At 71.9% G+C, this 12,897-nt stretch carries 13 protein-coding genes; 5 read left to right on the forward strand and 8 right to left on the reverse strand.

Annotated elements, in window-relative coordinates; translation table 11 throughout:
* Positions 1-113: 113 nt before the first annotated feature.
* The 3 genes from AB0M63_RS44040 to AB0M63_RS44050 all read right to left on the reverse strand — a co-directional run bounded on the left by AB0M63_RS44040 (position 114) and on the right by AB0M63_RS44050 (position 2,257).
* Entirely contained in the window at positions 114-509 is a 396-nt protein-coding gene (locus AB0M63_RS44040) for a DUF3040 domain-containing protein (RefSeq protein ID WP_355922421.1), read from the reverse strand.
* 276 nt (positions 510-785) lie between these two features.
* Complete coding sequence (locus AB0M63_RS44045; protein ID WP_355922418.1) at positions 786-1,556, reverse strand: methyltransferase; 771 nt, start codon at positions 1,554-1,556, stop codon at positions 786-788.
* Between the two features lie 161 nt (positions 1,557-1,717).
* Positions 1,718-2,257 (reverse strand): SAV_6107 family HEPN domain-containing protein, encoded by a 540-nt coding sequence (locus AB0M63_RS44050; protein ID WP_355922415.1) that lies wholly within the window; start codon positions 2,255-2,257, stop codon positions 1,718-1,720.
* A 159-nt stretch (positions 2,258-2,416) separates the two neighbouring features.
* On the opposite strand from AB0M63_RS44050, the gene AB0M63_RS44055 reads away from it, so the two are divergent.
* The 5 genes from AB0M63_RS44055 to AB0M63_RS44075 all read left to right on the forward strand — a co-directional run bounded on the left by AB0M63_RS44055 (position 2,417) and on the right by AB0M63_RS44075 (position 8,405).
* A complete protein-coding gene (locus tag AB0M63_RS44055; RefSeq protein ID WP_366023344.1) occupies positions 2,417-3,109 on the forward strand; it encodes an ATP-binding cassette domain-containing protein in 693 nt (230 codons plus the stop codon).
* Positions 3,081-5,165, forward strand: a complete 2,085-nt coding sequence (locus tag AB0M63_RS44060; protein WP_366023345.1) for a YhgE/Pip domain-containing protein — start codon at positions 3,081-3,083, stop codon at positions 5,163-5,165. The genes AB0M63_RS44055 and AB0M63_RS44060 overlap by 29 nt, the downstream gene beginning before the upstream one ends.
* Positions 5,166-5,227: 62 nt before the next feature.
* Positions 5,228-5,857 (forward strand): TetR/AcrR family transcriptional regulator, encoded by a 630-nt coding sequence (locus tag AB0M63_RS44065; protein WP_355922407.1) that lies wholly within the window; start codon positions 5,228-5,230, stop codon positions 5,855-5,857.
* Positions 5,858-6,221: 364 nt separating this feature from the next.
* Positions 6,222-6,848: a DUF4126 domain-containing protein gene (locus tag AB0M63_RS44070; RefSeq protein WP_366023346.1), complete on the forward strand. Its 627-nt coding sequence runs from the start codon at positions 6,222-6,224 to the stop codon at positions 6,846-6,848.
* Positions 6,849-6,893: 45 nt separating this feature from the next.
* Positions 6,894-8,405 (forward strand): NAD(P)/FAD-dependent oxidoreductase, encoded by a 1,512-nt coding sequence (locus tag AB0M63_RS44075; RefSeq protein ID WP_355922402.1) that lies wholly within the window; start codon positions 6,894-6,896, stop codon positions 8,403-8,405.
* A 3-nt stretch (positions 8,406-8,408) separates the two neighbouring features.
* Here AB0M63_RS44075 and AB0M63_RS44080 read toward each other — a convergent pair whose 3' ends face one another.
* The 5 genes from AB0M63_RS44080 to AB0M63_RS44100 form a co-directional block, all read right to left on the reverse strand.
* Entirely contained in the window at positions 8,409-9,389 is a 981-nt protein-coding gene (locus tag AB0M63_RS44080) for a hypothetical protein (protein WP_366023347.1), read from the reverse strand.
* Between the two features lie 56 nt (positions 9,390-9,445).
* Complete coding sequence (metF, locus tag AB0M63_RS44085) at positions 9,446-10,369, reverse strand: methylenetetrahydrofolate reductase [NAD(P)H] (RefSeq protein ID WP_355922396.1); 924 nt, start codon at positions 10,367-10,369, stop codon at positions 9,446-9,448.
* 111 nt (positions 10,370-10,480) lie between these two features.
* Positions 10,481-11,143 carry a thiamine phosphate synthase gene (gene thiE, locus AB0M63_RS44090; protein WP_355922393.1) on the reverse strand — a complete coding sequence of 221 codons (663 nt, stop codon included), beginning with the start codon at positions 11,141-11,143 and terminating at the stop codon, positions 10,481-10,483.
* An 85-nt stretch (positions 11,144-11,228) separates the two neighbouring features.
* Entirely contained in the window at positions 11,229-11,600 is a 372-nt protein-coding gene (locus AB0M63_RS44095) for an Rv2175c family DNA-binding protein (protein ID WP_019067778.1), read from the reverse strand.
* Positions 11,601-11,664: 64 nt separating this feature from the next.
* Positions 11,665-12,867, reverse strand: coding sequence for an FAD-dependent oxidoreductase (locus tag AB0M63_RS44100; protein WP_366023348.1), 1,203 nt, complete (start codon positions 12,865-12,867; stop codon positions 11,665-11,667).
* Positions 12,868-12,897 lie beyond the last annotated feature (30 nt).

Raw genomic sequence — 12,897 nt, forward strand, 5'->3', positions numbered from 1 at the left:
CCTCGTGGAGGAGTAGGCCGAGGAGCAGGCCGGGGTCTAGCCCTTCGGCTCTTCGGTACGACGACCGGGCCCTCGGATTCCGCCCCCTCACTCGCGTCCTGCGGAGCCGGGCCCTACTGGCCCTGTTGCTCGTCGCGGCGGCGCTGCCAGCGCTGCTCGATACGATCCATCACCGAGCGCCGCTGCCGTCCCTGGCGGCGGGCGTGCGGAGCGCCTGCGGCGGGCTGTTCGCCAGGCTTCGGAGCCTTGCGCCAGCCGGTCACGGCGAGTACCGCACAGCCCAGCATGACGAGGAATCCCACCACGCTGACCCAAATCTGCTGTGCGACCATTCCTGCCATGAGGAGCGCAATACCAACGAGAAAGCCGGCCACCGCCTGGTAGACCCGTCGCCGGGTGTACGTGCGCAGCCCGCTTCCCTCAAGCGCTGTCGCGAACTTGGGATCTTCGGCGTACAGCGCTCGCTCCATCTGCTCGAGCATTCGCTGCTCGTGCTCCGAGAGCGGCACGGAGTCCTCCTCATCGTGCAGTCGCCGGGGCGACCCGGGGGGTCCCTTCAGGATAGGCAGGGAATCGCCCCCGTGAAACCCGCCCCTCTACGCCAATTGACCAACCGGAATCCGCCATGGCCGTCCGGCTCGCTGAAGCTTCCATTCCCCAGCGGCCGTCCTGTCATGCCGGGCGGTCTCCCTCGATCATACGGCGCCGGGCCCGCGATCGGGGGGCCTGTGGCGTACTCCATGTGCGGCCGAGCCGCTGATCAGGGGTCCGGCACGGGAGGCCGCTCACGCCTCGCCGGCACCCCGCGTCACGCCGAGCACGTGAAGCTGCGTGGCCACGGAGTGGAACGCCGGGAGCTCGGCAGCCGCGGCCTCCAGCTTCAGCAGCGCGTCCAGGGCGCCGGGCTCGGTGTCCACGAGCACTCCGGGCACCAGGTCGGCGAAGACCCGCACACCGTGCACGGCGCCGACGTCGAGGCCGGCGCCGTCGACGAACGCGGTGAGCTGCTCGGCCGTGAAGCGGTGCGGGACGGGGTCGCCCTCGCCCCAGCGGCCGTTCGGGTCGTCGAGGGCCTGCCGGGCCTCCGTGAAGTGGCCGGCGAGGGCGCGCGCGAGGACGGCACCGCCGAGTCCGGCGGCGAGCAGGCTGAGGACGCCCTCGGGGCGCAGGGCGGCCACCACGGTGCGGACGCCCTCGGCGGGGTCGTCCACGTACTCCAGGACGCCGTGGCACAGCACCGCGTCGTAGCCGCCGCGCTCGACCACGTCGAAGAGGCCGTGCGCGTCGCCCTGGACGCCCTTGACTCGGTCGGCGACTCCGGCCTCGGCGGCGCGGCGCTCCAGCGCGAACAGCGCGTTCGGGCTGGGGTCGACGACGGTGACGCGGTGGCCGAGGCGGGCGACGGGCACCGCGAAGTTGCCGCTGCCGCCTCCGGTGTCGAGGACGTCCAGCGCGTCCCGACCCGTGGCCTTGACCCGGCGGTCGAGGGCGTCCTGAAGGACGTCCCAGACCACGGCGGTACGGAGGGAGGCGCGGGGGCGGCTCGGGTCCGACACGGCAGTTGACTCCTCGGCGCGGCACCGCCTGTGCACGGCGGAGCGAACGGGCTGCCTCCCCGGTCCCGGTGCGGGCGGAGGGAGGGCTTCAGGCGCCCTCCACCCTATTGCCTCCGGTGCCGTACCCGGTGCTGCGTCTCGCGCGGCGGAACGCCGCCCGCTCAGCCGGCGCGGTCCTCCGGCCGCTCGGGGTCCTGGCGCGGCTGGGGCAGCACCGGCTGGAGGACGAGCATCCGCTCCACCAGGCGCAGGAACATCGCCACGTCGCGTATGAGATCGTCGGCGTCCCGGCGGGTCGCCGCGCCCTGGATGCCCGCCTCCGCCCGGGCCCTGCGCCGGGCGCCGGAGGCGAACAGGGCGCTCCACTCGGTGAGTTCGGGAGCGATCTCGGGGAGTACTTCCCAGGCGCTGCGGATGCGGGCCCGGCGCCGCGTCGATGGCTCCGGATGGACGCGCGCGGCGAGCACCGCGGCGGCGGTGCGCAGGGCGGCGAGATGGGCCGTCGCATAACGCTCGTTCGGCGTTTCGAGGACGGCTGCCTCGTCCAGTCCGGCGCGGGCCTGGGCGAGGAGGTCGAGGGCGGCGGGCGGGGCCGTGGCCCGGCGGAGCACGGGGTGTACGTCGCTCGCCGGGCCGGTCAGTGAGGGGGCAGGGCCGGGGGCGCGGCGCCGACGGGCGGCGGCTGCGGACGAGTTGGCCATGACGAACCTCCTGTCGTCTGTGTGACGGCACTGGTGCCGTATGTGCCCATCGTGAGGTATGGCACTGACAATCCGTTCTGACCTGCGCTTTTGCTTCGATCGAAGGTTCGGGTTAGTTTTTGCACTGACCAGTCAGTTCAAATTCGGGATGGGGAATCCGTGGGTGGGGTCGGTGTCATCACCGAGGACTTCGGGCTCAGGGGGCCGCGCGGCTGGGCGTTCCGGGGGATCTCCCTGGACGCCGGGCCCGGGTCGCTGATCGCCGTCGTGGGGCCGTCCGGGTCGGGGCGTACGAGCCTGCTGCTCGCGCTCACCGGGCGGATGAAGGCGTCCGAAGGGACCGCCTCCGTGGGCGGGTTGACGCTGCCGAAGCAGTCGGCGGCCGTACGGCGGGTCAGTGCCCCGGCCCATGTCGCCGGGGTCACCGACCTCGATCCGGCGCTGACCGTCGGCGAGCATCTGCGTGAACGGGCGCTGCTGCAACGGCGGTTCGGCGACTCCGTGCGCGGGCTGCTGCGGCCGCGGTCCGAGCGGGTGGTCGAGGCGGGGCTGCGGATCGAGCGGGCCGTCACCGCCGCCGGGCTCGACCGCGAGGCGCTCCCCAAGGGGTCCCGGACCGCCGTGCGGGATCTGGAACGGCCGCAGGAGTTGCGGCTGTCCATCGCGCTGGCGCTCATCGGGCGACCCGCGCTGCTCGGCGTGGACGACGTCGATCTCAAGCTCTCGGACGCCGAACGGGACGAGATCTGGGACCTGTTGAGGTCGCTAGCCGATTCCGGAACGACCGTCGTCGCGGTGTCCGCCGAGGGAACGGAGAAGGCCGATGCACGCGTCGAGACTGGCCGCGCTTGAGTTGAGGCGGTTCGGCAGGGGGAAGCTCCCGCGCGCCGCGCTCGTCGCCCTCCTGCTGCTGCCGCTGCTGTACGGCGCCCTGTACCTGTGGTCCTTCTGGGACCCCTACGGCCGCCTGGACCGCATCCCCGTGGCGCTCGTCAACGACGACAAGGGAGCGAGTGCCGACGGGAAGAAGGTCACCGCCGGCGACGACATCACCGAGGGGCTGCGCGACAGCGACACGTTCGACTGGCACGAGGTGAGCGCGGCCACCGCGCGGAAGGGCGTCGAGGACGGCACGTACTACCTGTCCTTGACCATGCCGGCCGACTTCAGTGCGCGCGTCGCCTCCAGTGCGGGCGACTCCCCGGAGACGGGCGCGCTCCAGGTGCGGACGAACGACGCGAACAACTACATCGTCGGGCAGATCTCCCGGACGGTGTTCAGCGAGGTGCGCTCGGCCGCGTCCACCAAGGCCTCGCGGACCTTCCTGGACCGGATCTTCGTCTCGTTCTCCGACATCCACGGGCAGACCGTGAAGGCCGCTGACGGCGCCGACCAGCTGAAGGGCGGCATCGGTACGGCCGAGAAGGGTTCCAAGGATCTCGCCGACGGACTGAAGACCGCCAAGAAGGGAAGCGGCAAGCTCTCCAAGGGCCTGAAGAAGCTCGACACGGGCGCGGGTGACCTGGAGGACGGCTCGAAGCAGGTCGCGGCGGGGACACAGACCCTCGCCGACACGGTCGACGGGGTCGCCGCCAAGGTGGGGCCCTTCCTGAAGGACAACGAGAGGACCATCGGGGACACCGCCCAACTGGTCGCCGATTCCGCCCAGTCGATCCGCTCCAATCTCGACGTGCTGGTGAAGACGGCCCCGGTCGCCGCCAAGGGCGCACACGCGGCCTCGGACACCCTGGACGAGGTCTACAGGGCGCGCTGTGAAACCGCCGTCCTGAAGGATGCCGCCTGTCCCGACCTGAAGAAGGCCGCTCAGGCCGCCTCGGACGTGGCGAAGGTCGCCGACGACGTCGACAGCCTGGTCGCCGACCAGAACGGCGACCTGAAGAAGCTCGACGCGAACCTCGGCACGCTCCAGACGCAGGCCCAGGCACTCGCCGACCGCGCACCGCACCTCTCCGAGGACCTCGACGACGCGGTGGCCAGGATCGACAAGCTCAACGACGGGGCCGGGAAGGTCGCCGCGGGCGCCAAGACCCTGCACACCGGGCTCGGCACGGCCAAGACCGGCGCCGCCGACCTGGACACAGGAGTCGGCAAGCTGAAGACGGGCGCCGTGGACCTGAACGGCGGCCTGTACAAGCTCGTCGACGGCTCCGGGAAGCTCGCCGGCGGACTGCACGACGGCGCCGCGAAGATCCCGGACTACGACCAGCAGGACCGCGACCGGCGCACCGGAGTCATGGCCGACCCGGTCCGACTGGCCTCCCAGGACCTGCACAAGGCGCCCAACTACGGCACCGGATTCGCTCCGTACTTCATCCCGCTGTCCCTGTGGGTGGGCGCGATGGTGGCGTACATGCTGATCACGCCGATGAACCGGCGCGCGCTCGCCGCAGGTGCCCCGGCCTGGCGGATCGGGTTCGCGGGCTGGCTGCCGGTGGTGGCGGTCGGGGTGTTCCAGACGGTGGCCCTGATGGCCGTACTGCACTGGGCGATCGGCCTGGAGATGGCCCACGCGGCCGGCACGGTCGGCTTCCTGTTCCTGGTGACGGCGTGCTTCGCGGCCGTCGTGCAGTGGCTGAACGCGCGCTTCGGGGCGGCGGGCCGGATCCTCGTACTCGCCCTGCTGATGCTCCAGTTGACGTCGGCGGGCGGCACCTATCCGGTGCAGACCAGCCCGGGCTTCTTCAACGCGATCCACCCCTTCCTGCCGATGAGTTACGTGGTCGAGGCGCTACGGAGGCTCATCACGGGCGGTGGTCTCGAACCCGTGTGGCACGCGTGCGTGGTGCTCGTCGCCTTCACCGCGGGAGCGCTCGCACTGACCGCGCTGTCGGCGCGCCGTCGCCAGGTGTGGACGCTGGACCGGCTGCACCCGGAGCTGAGCCTGTGACCTCGCCCAGGACCTCGACACCCGTGCCCGCCGCCGGAGCCGGGCCTGTGACAATCAGGCCCATGGAAAGCAGCAGCACCCCGCCGGGCGGCAGCACGCGCCGCGAGGCCACCCGGCAGAAGCTCTACGAGGCGGCCGTCACGCTCATCGCCGAACAGGGCTTCTCGGCCACCACGGTGGACGAGATCGCCGAGCGTGCCGGGGTCGCGAAGGGCACCGTCTACTACAACTTCGCGAGCAAGTCCGTCCTCTTCGAGGAGCTGCTGCGGCACGGCGTGGGCCTCCTCACCGCCTCCCTCCGCGAGGCGGCCGAGCAGACGGCCCGGGACGGCGGCAGCAAGGTCGACGCCCTGGACGCGATGATCCGCGCGGGCCTCGGCTTCATCGCCCGCTACCCGTCCTTCACCCAGCTCTACGTGGCCGAGCTGTGGCGCACCAACCGCTCCTGGCAGCCCACGCTCATGGTGGTACGGCAGCAGGTGAACGCCGCCATCGAGGACGTGCTGCACGCGGGCGTGGCGAACGGCGAGTTCAGCCCTGAGATCGATGTCCGGCTGACGGCGGCCGCGCTGGTCGGGATGGTCCTGGTCGCCGCCCTGGACTGGCAGTCCTTCCAGCCGGAGCGCTCCCTGGACGACGTCCACTCGGCGCTGTCGCGGCTCCTCCAGGGCCGGGTGAGCGGGAGCCACTGACCGCACACACAGAAGTGCCGGTCCGTGGTGGCCGCGTCCCCCGCGGGCCACCTCGAACCGGCGCCTCCTTGTGCTTCCCCCGTACGTTCCCCCTGTCGGAACCCCCGTGGTCGGTCCCCCGGGTTCCCCCGTGCCTCGCTTCCGCCGGGAATCCGGCGGAAGGAGCGGCCAAGGGCGCGGGCCCCGTTCCGCCGCCCCGTGTCGGCGGTACCGGAGCCGCGCCCCTTTCCGTGTCTCCACTCTCTCGTTCGCGCAGGTCGGACCCCATCCGCGCGCGTACTCAACTCACCCTCTAGGTACGGATACTCAGTCATACGCGCTCAGACCCAGGACGCCCTGTTGCCGAGTGGTTACTATCGCCTCCGTGTCCGTACTCCCCCTGGTCTTCACCAGCGGCTGGGCCAGCGGCATCAACGCCTACGCGGTGGTGCTGCTGCTCGGGATATTCGGCGCGACCGGGGTGAGCGACGCCGTCCCCGAGTCGCTGCAGCGCCCTGAGGTCCTCGTCACGGCCGGTGTGCTGTTCCTGTGCGAGGCGGTCGCCGACAAGATCCCCTACGTCGACTCCGTGTGGGACTCCGTGCACACCGTGATCCGGCCGGCCGCCGGGGCGTGGGTCGGGGCCGTGCTCGCCGGGCACAGCGGTTCGCTGAACGATGTGGCGGCGGGGCTGATCGGCGGTTCGACGGCGCTGGCCAGCCATACGGTCAAGGCAGGGACGCGGATGGCGATCAACACCTCGCCGGAGCCGTTCAGCAACGTGATCATGAGCCTCGCGGAGGATCTCGGGGTCGGCGGGATCGTCTCGTTCGCGATGTTCCATCCCCAGGCGGCGGCGATCATCGCGGCCGTGCTGCTGGCGACCGGCCTCACGATCCTGTTCTTCCTGGTCTCGCGGATCCGCCGGTTCCTGCGCCGCAGGGCCCAGCGCCGGGAGGAGAGACGGCTGGCCGCGCAGGTGGGAGGGGACCCCGACCCACCGCCGTGGTGACGGCCCGTGACCGGACTGTCAGTGGCGGCCGATAAAGTCGCGGGCATGGCAGGGATTGCGGTGATCGGCGCCGGCATGGGCGCGATGGCGGCCGCTGCCCGGCTGGCCGTCGCGGGCCACCGGGTGGCGGTGTACGAGCGTACGGAGACGTACGGCGGTGCGGTGCGCCGCTTCGAGCGGGACGGCTTCGCCTTCGACACCGGTCCCGGACTGCTGCCCGTGCCCGCGGTCTACCGCGACCTGTTCATCAAGACCGGCAAGCAGCCGCTGGAGGATCTGGTCGAGCTGGTCCAGGTCGACCCGTCCTCCCGGCACGTGTTCGCGGACGGCACCGAGGTGTCGTTGCCGAACGCCTCCCGCGCGGGTGTCGTCACGGCCCTGGACGAGGCGCTGGGCGGCGGCGCGGGACAGCGCTGGGGCGACTTCCTCATCCGGGCCCGCGAGGCCTGGGACCGCACCCGCAGGCCCCTCCTGGAGGAGCCCTTGTGGCCCAACTGGTCGGTGCTGGCCGGGCAGGAGCCCTATCCGGCGGTCCCGCACAAGAAGCTGCTGCGCACCCGCCGCGCGGGCACCCTCGCCGAGATCGGCGCCTGGGAGCTGCGCGACGAGCGCCTGACGGCCCTCCTGGAGAGCCACGCGCTCGCCTACGGCCTCAACCCCTACAGCGCTCCGGCGAGCGCGGCCGTGCTGCCGTACATGGAGCACGCCTTCGGCACCTGGTATGTGCGGGGCGGCATGCGGGAGTTGGCGCGCGCGGTGTACGAGCGGTGCGTGGCGCGCAGGGTCGAGTTCGTCTTCGGGGCGGAGGTCACCCGGGTCCTGGAGAAGGACGGGCGGGCGGCGGGAGTCGAGCTGTCGGACGGCTCACTGTTCGACGCGGACCATGTCGTCGCGGACGTGGACCCGGCGCGGCTGCGGGCACTGACGGAGCGTCCGCTGGACGAGGACGGTGATGTGCGGGCCGATCCGGACGCGCCCAGCCCGGTGCGGTGCACGCTCCTGCTGGCCCTGCGCGGCCCCCGCGAGGCCGGCGCCGTCCACCGGACGGTCGTCCACGCACCGGACCGCGAGGCCGAGTTGGACTTCCTGGCCTCCCCGGGCGGCGACGAGCCCCGCTGCCCCACGGTGACGGTGCTGCGCCCCGACGACCCCGCGCTGCGGCCGGACGACGGCCACGAGTCGGCCGTGGTGTCAGCCGTGCTGCCGGGCGAGGCGGGCTGGGCGGACGAGGGCACGGTCCGGCGTTACACCGACTTCCTCCTCAAGGCCGCCGAGTCCGCCGTGCCCGGTCTACGGGAGCGCCTGTTGTGGCACGAGGTGCGCACCCCCAGGGACACGGAGAGCGAGACCGGTGCCCGCTCCGGAGCCGTACCCGCGCCCTCGCTCGCGGCCGGCGGGGGCCGCTTCCTGCATCCGGCGAACACCACGCGGCTGCCCGGTCTGTACCGGGTCGGCGGCTGGTCCCATCCCGGCGGCGGGCTTCCGCACGCCGGTATGTCGGGGGCGCTGGTCGCCGGACTGATCGTGGAGGGACCGCGGTTCAGAGGGTCTCAGTAGGCTTCAGAAACGGTACTGCTCGTCGTAGCCGGTGCCCGACTGCGGCTGCTGCTGTTGCTGCTGGCCGTCGCCCTGGTAGTACTGCTGGTCCGCCGGGAGTTCGCCGCCGTAGGTCTCGTCGCTGCGCTGCTGCGGGACCCACACACCGCCGGCCGGGGTCTCGCCCACATAGCCGTTGTTGGCGTACTGGTCCTGGGTGTAGCCCTGTTGGGGATACTGCTGCTGGCCGTCGTAGCCCGTGTCGTACGGGGCGCCACCGTAGGTCTGGGTGCCGATGTACGGGTCGGAGTAGGCCGCGTACTGCTGCTGGCCGGTCGTGTCGTAGCCGTACTGCTGCTGGTCGTATCCCGAGTAGGCGGGGTCGTAGCCGTACTGCTGCTGTTCGCCTGTCGCGTAGGCCTGGTCCTGGGTCTGACCGGCGGCCGCTGCCGCGTAGTTGGGATCGGCGGCGTTCGCGTACGCGGCGTTGCTGTATATGCCGTAGGAGCCGGTGTCGTCCGGCAGGGGCTGCGGTTCGTAGACCGAGGTGGTCTCGGCGGCCGTGGGGTCGAGGGGGCGGTTCGGGGTGAACACGTCGTCGCGGTCGTAGTCGTCGTCCTGGGCGTAGGCCGCCTTGTTCTGGCCGTAGTCCTGGAAGGCGCCCTCGGCCGTCTCTGGGCCGGTGGCCGCCAGGTCCGGGTCCTGCTCGTCCGGTTCGCCGCGGCGGCGCTTGATGCCGCCCGCGCCGGGCCGGCCGGAGACCGCCCAGCCGGCTTCGAAGCCGCGGCGGAACGACAGGGTGACGTAGGTCTGGCCGACGGCGAAGGCCACGGCGCCCAGTCCGATCACGACGACGGAGGGCATCAGCACCCCGAGCACGACGCCCAGGAAGCCCACGAAGGCGAGCAGCCGCCAGCGCAGCCTCGCCTTGTACTGCAGCAACACCTCACCGAGCAACCACAGTGCGACGATGCCGAACGCGATGTAGAGGACCGTCCAGCCCATGTACGCCCCTCTCCCAGTGGCCGCTACGCAGTGTGTCGTATGTCCGGGCGGCCGGTCTAGGCCCGCGGTGGGTGGTGCAGGCCCAGGTTCTCGTAGATTTCCAGCGTCGCCGTGGAGTTGTTGAGCGTGATGAAGTGCAGTCCTGGCACTCCCTCGGCCAGCAGCCGGGCGCAGAACTCCGTGGCGAAGTCGATCCCGATCGAGCGTACAGCCGCCGGATCGTCTTTGGCTGTGAGGATTCGCTCTTTCAAGGCGTCCGGGATGACCGCGTTGCTGAGCTGCGGCAACCGCTCCAGCATCCGCACGCTGGTCACCGGCATGACCTCGGGGATGACCGGGGTGACGCAGCCCGCGGCCTCGACACGGTCGCGCAGGCGAAGATACGACTCCGGGCGGAAGAACATCTGGGTGATCGCGTAGTCGGCGCCGGCCCGGCACTTGTCGACGAAGTTCGTGACGTCCGTGTCCCAGTCCGGGGAGCGCGGGTGCATCTCCGGGAACGCGGCGACGCCTACGCAGAAGTCGCCCGACTCCTTGATGAGCCGGACCAGTTCGGCCGCGTACGTCAGCCCCTGGGGGTGCGCCACCCAGTCGGCCATGGGGTCGCCGGGCGGGTCGCCGCGCACGGCCAGGATGTTGCGGATCCCGGCGTCGGCGTACTGCCCGATGATGTTGCGCAGTTCGGCGACGGAGTGGTCGACCGCGGTGAGGTGGGCGACCGGGGTGAGCGTGGTGTCGGCGACGATCTGCTCGGTCTCCTTGACGGTGCCCGCGCGGGTCGAGCCGCCGGCGCCGTAGGTCACCGAGACGAAGTCGGGGGCCACGGCCTCGACCCTCCGCAGCGCGCTCCACAGATTCCGCTCACCCTTGGGGGTCTTCGGCGCGGAGAACTCGAACGAATACGTCCCCTTGCCGGTCGCGAGCATGTCGCGCACGGTGCGTGCTCGATCAGTCCTGGTGGATGCGGTTCCGAAGGCCATACCCGCAGGTTAGTCAGGGGGCGCCGGTCACCCAACCGGAACCGGGATTTTGCCCGCTTTGTCGTCCTCTTGTCCACCCACCGGACAAAAAGCCCGGCTCCTGGACGGCCCTCAGAGCTGCCGCAGCCGCTTCGCGAACTCCGCCGCCGCCGCGCCCGGGTCGTCCGCCTCCGTGACGGCCCGTACGACGACGACCCGGCGGGCGCCCGCTTCGAGCACCTCGTCGAGGTTGCCGAGGTCGATGCCGCCGATGGCGAACCAGGGGCGGTCGGTGCCCAGAGCGGCCGTGTAGCGGACCAGGTCGAGGCCGGGGGCGTGCCGGCCGGGCTTGGTGGGGGTCGGCCAGCAGGGGCCCGTGCAGAAGTAGTCCACGCCCTCCTGGACGGCGGCCGCGGCGGCCTCGGACTCGGCGTGCGTGGAGCGGCCGATCAGCACCTCCTCGCCCAGGATCGCGCGGGCCGCGGGCACCGGGAGGTCGCCCTGACCCAGGTGCAGTACGTCGGCGCCGGCGGCGTGGGCGACGTCCGCGCGGTCGTTGACCGCGAGGAGCCTGCCGTGCCGGGCGCAGGCGTCGGCGAACACCTGGAGGTGCTCCAGCTCCTCGGCGGCCTCCATGCCCTTGTCGCGCAACTGCACGATGTCGACCCCGCCGGCCAGGACCGCGTCCAGGAACTCCGCGAGGTCGCCCTGGCGCCTGCGGGCGTCCGTGCAGAGGTAGAGCCGGGCGTCGGCGAACTCGGCGCGCGCGGCGGCGGCCGCGGTGGTGTCGGGCATGGGTGTGTCCCCCGTCGTCATGGCGTGGTGGTGCCGTGCACGGGCCGCGGGTGGGCGCGGCCCGTACACCGGTCGGTCGTCCGGGTCAGACGGCGAGCGCCTGGGCGCGGCGCTTCACCTCCGTGCCACGATTCTCGCTCAGCGCCTGCGCGGGGGTGCCGGGCAGGCTGGGGTCGGGGGTGAAGAGCCACTCCAGCATCTCTTCGTCGGAGAAGCCGTCGTCCCGCAGGAGCGTCAGGGTCCCCGTGAGGCCCTTGACGACCTTCTGCTCGGCCCCGTCGATGAAGGCGGCGGGGACATGCAGCGCGCGGTTCTCACCACGGCGTACGGCGATGACTTGGCCCTCCTTGACCAGCTGCCGCACGCGTGTCACCTCGACATCGAGCATCTCTGCGATGTCGGGCAGCGTGAGCCAGGCGGGGACGAGAGCATCGATCTTTGCGTCAATCTCGGTCACGTGAACAGCGTGCCATCCCGGACTGACAGTCGGAAGTCGGGCCGGTCCGACCCGGGGGGTCGAACTAGGCGATAGCGGATTTCATCGGTAGCGAAGGGTCGGCCAGCAGGTCGGGATTCATCGGGGTGCGCGCCTCGATCAGGCGGCGGCCCTGGGCAAGGTCGCGGGGGCGGCCGACCGCCAGGAGGGCCACCAGGCGGTCCTCGCGCAGCCAGCAGACGGTCCAGGCCGGGGCGGACGGGTCACCGCGCCACAGGGTCGTGTCGGCGGACGCGTGGTGGCCGGCGTACTGGACGAAGCGGCCGAACTGCTCGGACCAGAAGTACGGCACCGGGTCGTAGACCGCCGGGACCTCCCCGATGATGTTCGCGGCGACCGTGCGGGGGCCCTGGAGGGCGTTGTCCCAGTGGTGGACCAGAAGGCGCTCGCCGTACCTTCCCGAAGGGAAGGAGGCGCAGTCGCCGACCGCGTACACGTCCGGCACCGAGGTGCGCAGCCGGTCGTCGGCCAGGACCTCGCGGTGCGCGCCCAGTGCGACGCCGGAGCCGGTCAGCCAGGTGGTGGCGGGGCGGGCGCCGATGCCGACCACGACGGCGCCGGCGGGCAGCCGGGAGCCGTCTTCGAGCACCACTTCGCCGGGTTCGACGTGCGCCACGCGCGCGTGCGTCCGCAGCGAGGCTCCGGCATCCGCGTACCAGGCGGCCATCGGCGCGGCGACCTCGGCGGGCAGCGCGCCGGCGAGCGGCCGGTCGGCGGCCTCCACGACGGTCACCGCGCAGCCCGCCTCGCGCGCGGCCGTGGCGAACTCCGCGCCGATCCAGCCCGCGCCGACGACCACGATGTCGTGCTGCCGGGCGAGCACGGGCCGCAGCCGCTCGGCGTCGTCCAGGGTGCGCAGCAGATGCACCCCGGGGATGCCCTCGGCGCCCGGCAGCCGGATCGGCTCGGCACCGGTCGCGAGCACCAGGACGTCGTACGGCACCGGGCCCTCGGCGGTGTCCAGTTCGTGCTCGGCGGGGCGCAGGCCCACCACCTCGCGCCCCAGCCGCACCTCGATGCCGAGCGCCTCGAAGTCGACGTCGAAGGCGGAGCCCTCGGCCTTGCCCAGCAGCACGGCCTTGGACAGCGGCGGCCGGTCGTAGGGCTGATGGGGTTCCGCGCCGATCAGCGTGACCGTCCCGGTGAAGCCCTGCTCCCGCAGGGCGACCGCGGTCTGCACCCCGGCCATGCCCGCGCCGACGACGACCACACCTGTCTGCTCGCTCATCCGATCACCATAGACACCTGACGATTTGTC

It is taken from the genome of Streptomyces sp. NPDC051576, from assembly GCF_040681835.1.
Classification (GTDB): Bacteria; Actinomycetota; Actinomycetes; order Streptomycetales; family Streptomycetaceae; genus Streptomyces.

Coding starts and splice junctions, on each gene's coding strand:
- AB0M63_RS44050 (WP_355922415.1), bottom strand. CDS start 2,257: ATGGCCAACTCGTCCGCAGCCGCCGCCCGTCGGCGCCGCGCCCCCGGC.
- AB0M63_RS44075 (WP_355922402.1), top strand. CDS start 6,894: ATGGCAGGGATTGCGGTGATCGGCGCCGGCATGGGCGCGATGGCGGCC.
- AB0M63_RS44065 (WP_355922407.1), top strand. CDS start 5,228: ATGGAAAGCAGCAGCACCCCGCCGGGCGGCAGCACGCGCCGCGAGGCC.
- metF (WP_355922396.1), bottom strand. CDS start 10,369: ATGGCCTTCGGAACCGCATCCACCAGGACTGATCGAGCACGCACCGTG.
- thiE (WP_355922393.1), bottom strand. CDS start 11,143: ATGCCCGACACCACCGCGGCCGCCGCCGCGCGCGCCGAGTTCGCCGAC.
- AB0M63_RS44060 (WP_366023345.1), top strand. CDS start 3,081: ATGCACGCGTCGAGACTGGCCGCGCTTGAGTTGAGGCGGTTCGGCAGG.
- AB0M63_RS44100 (WP_366023348.1), bottom strand. CDS start 12,867: ATGAGCGAGCAGACAGGTGTGGTCGTCGTCGGCGCGGGCATGGCCGGG.
- AB0M63_RS44080 (WP_366023347.1), bottom strand. CDS start 9,389: ATGGGCTGGACGGTCCTCTACATCGCGTTCGGCATCGTCGCACTGTGG.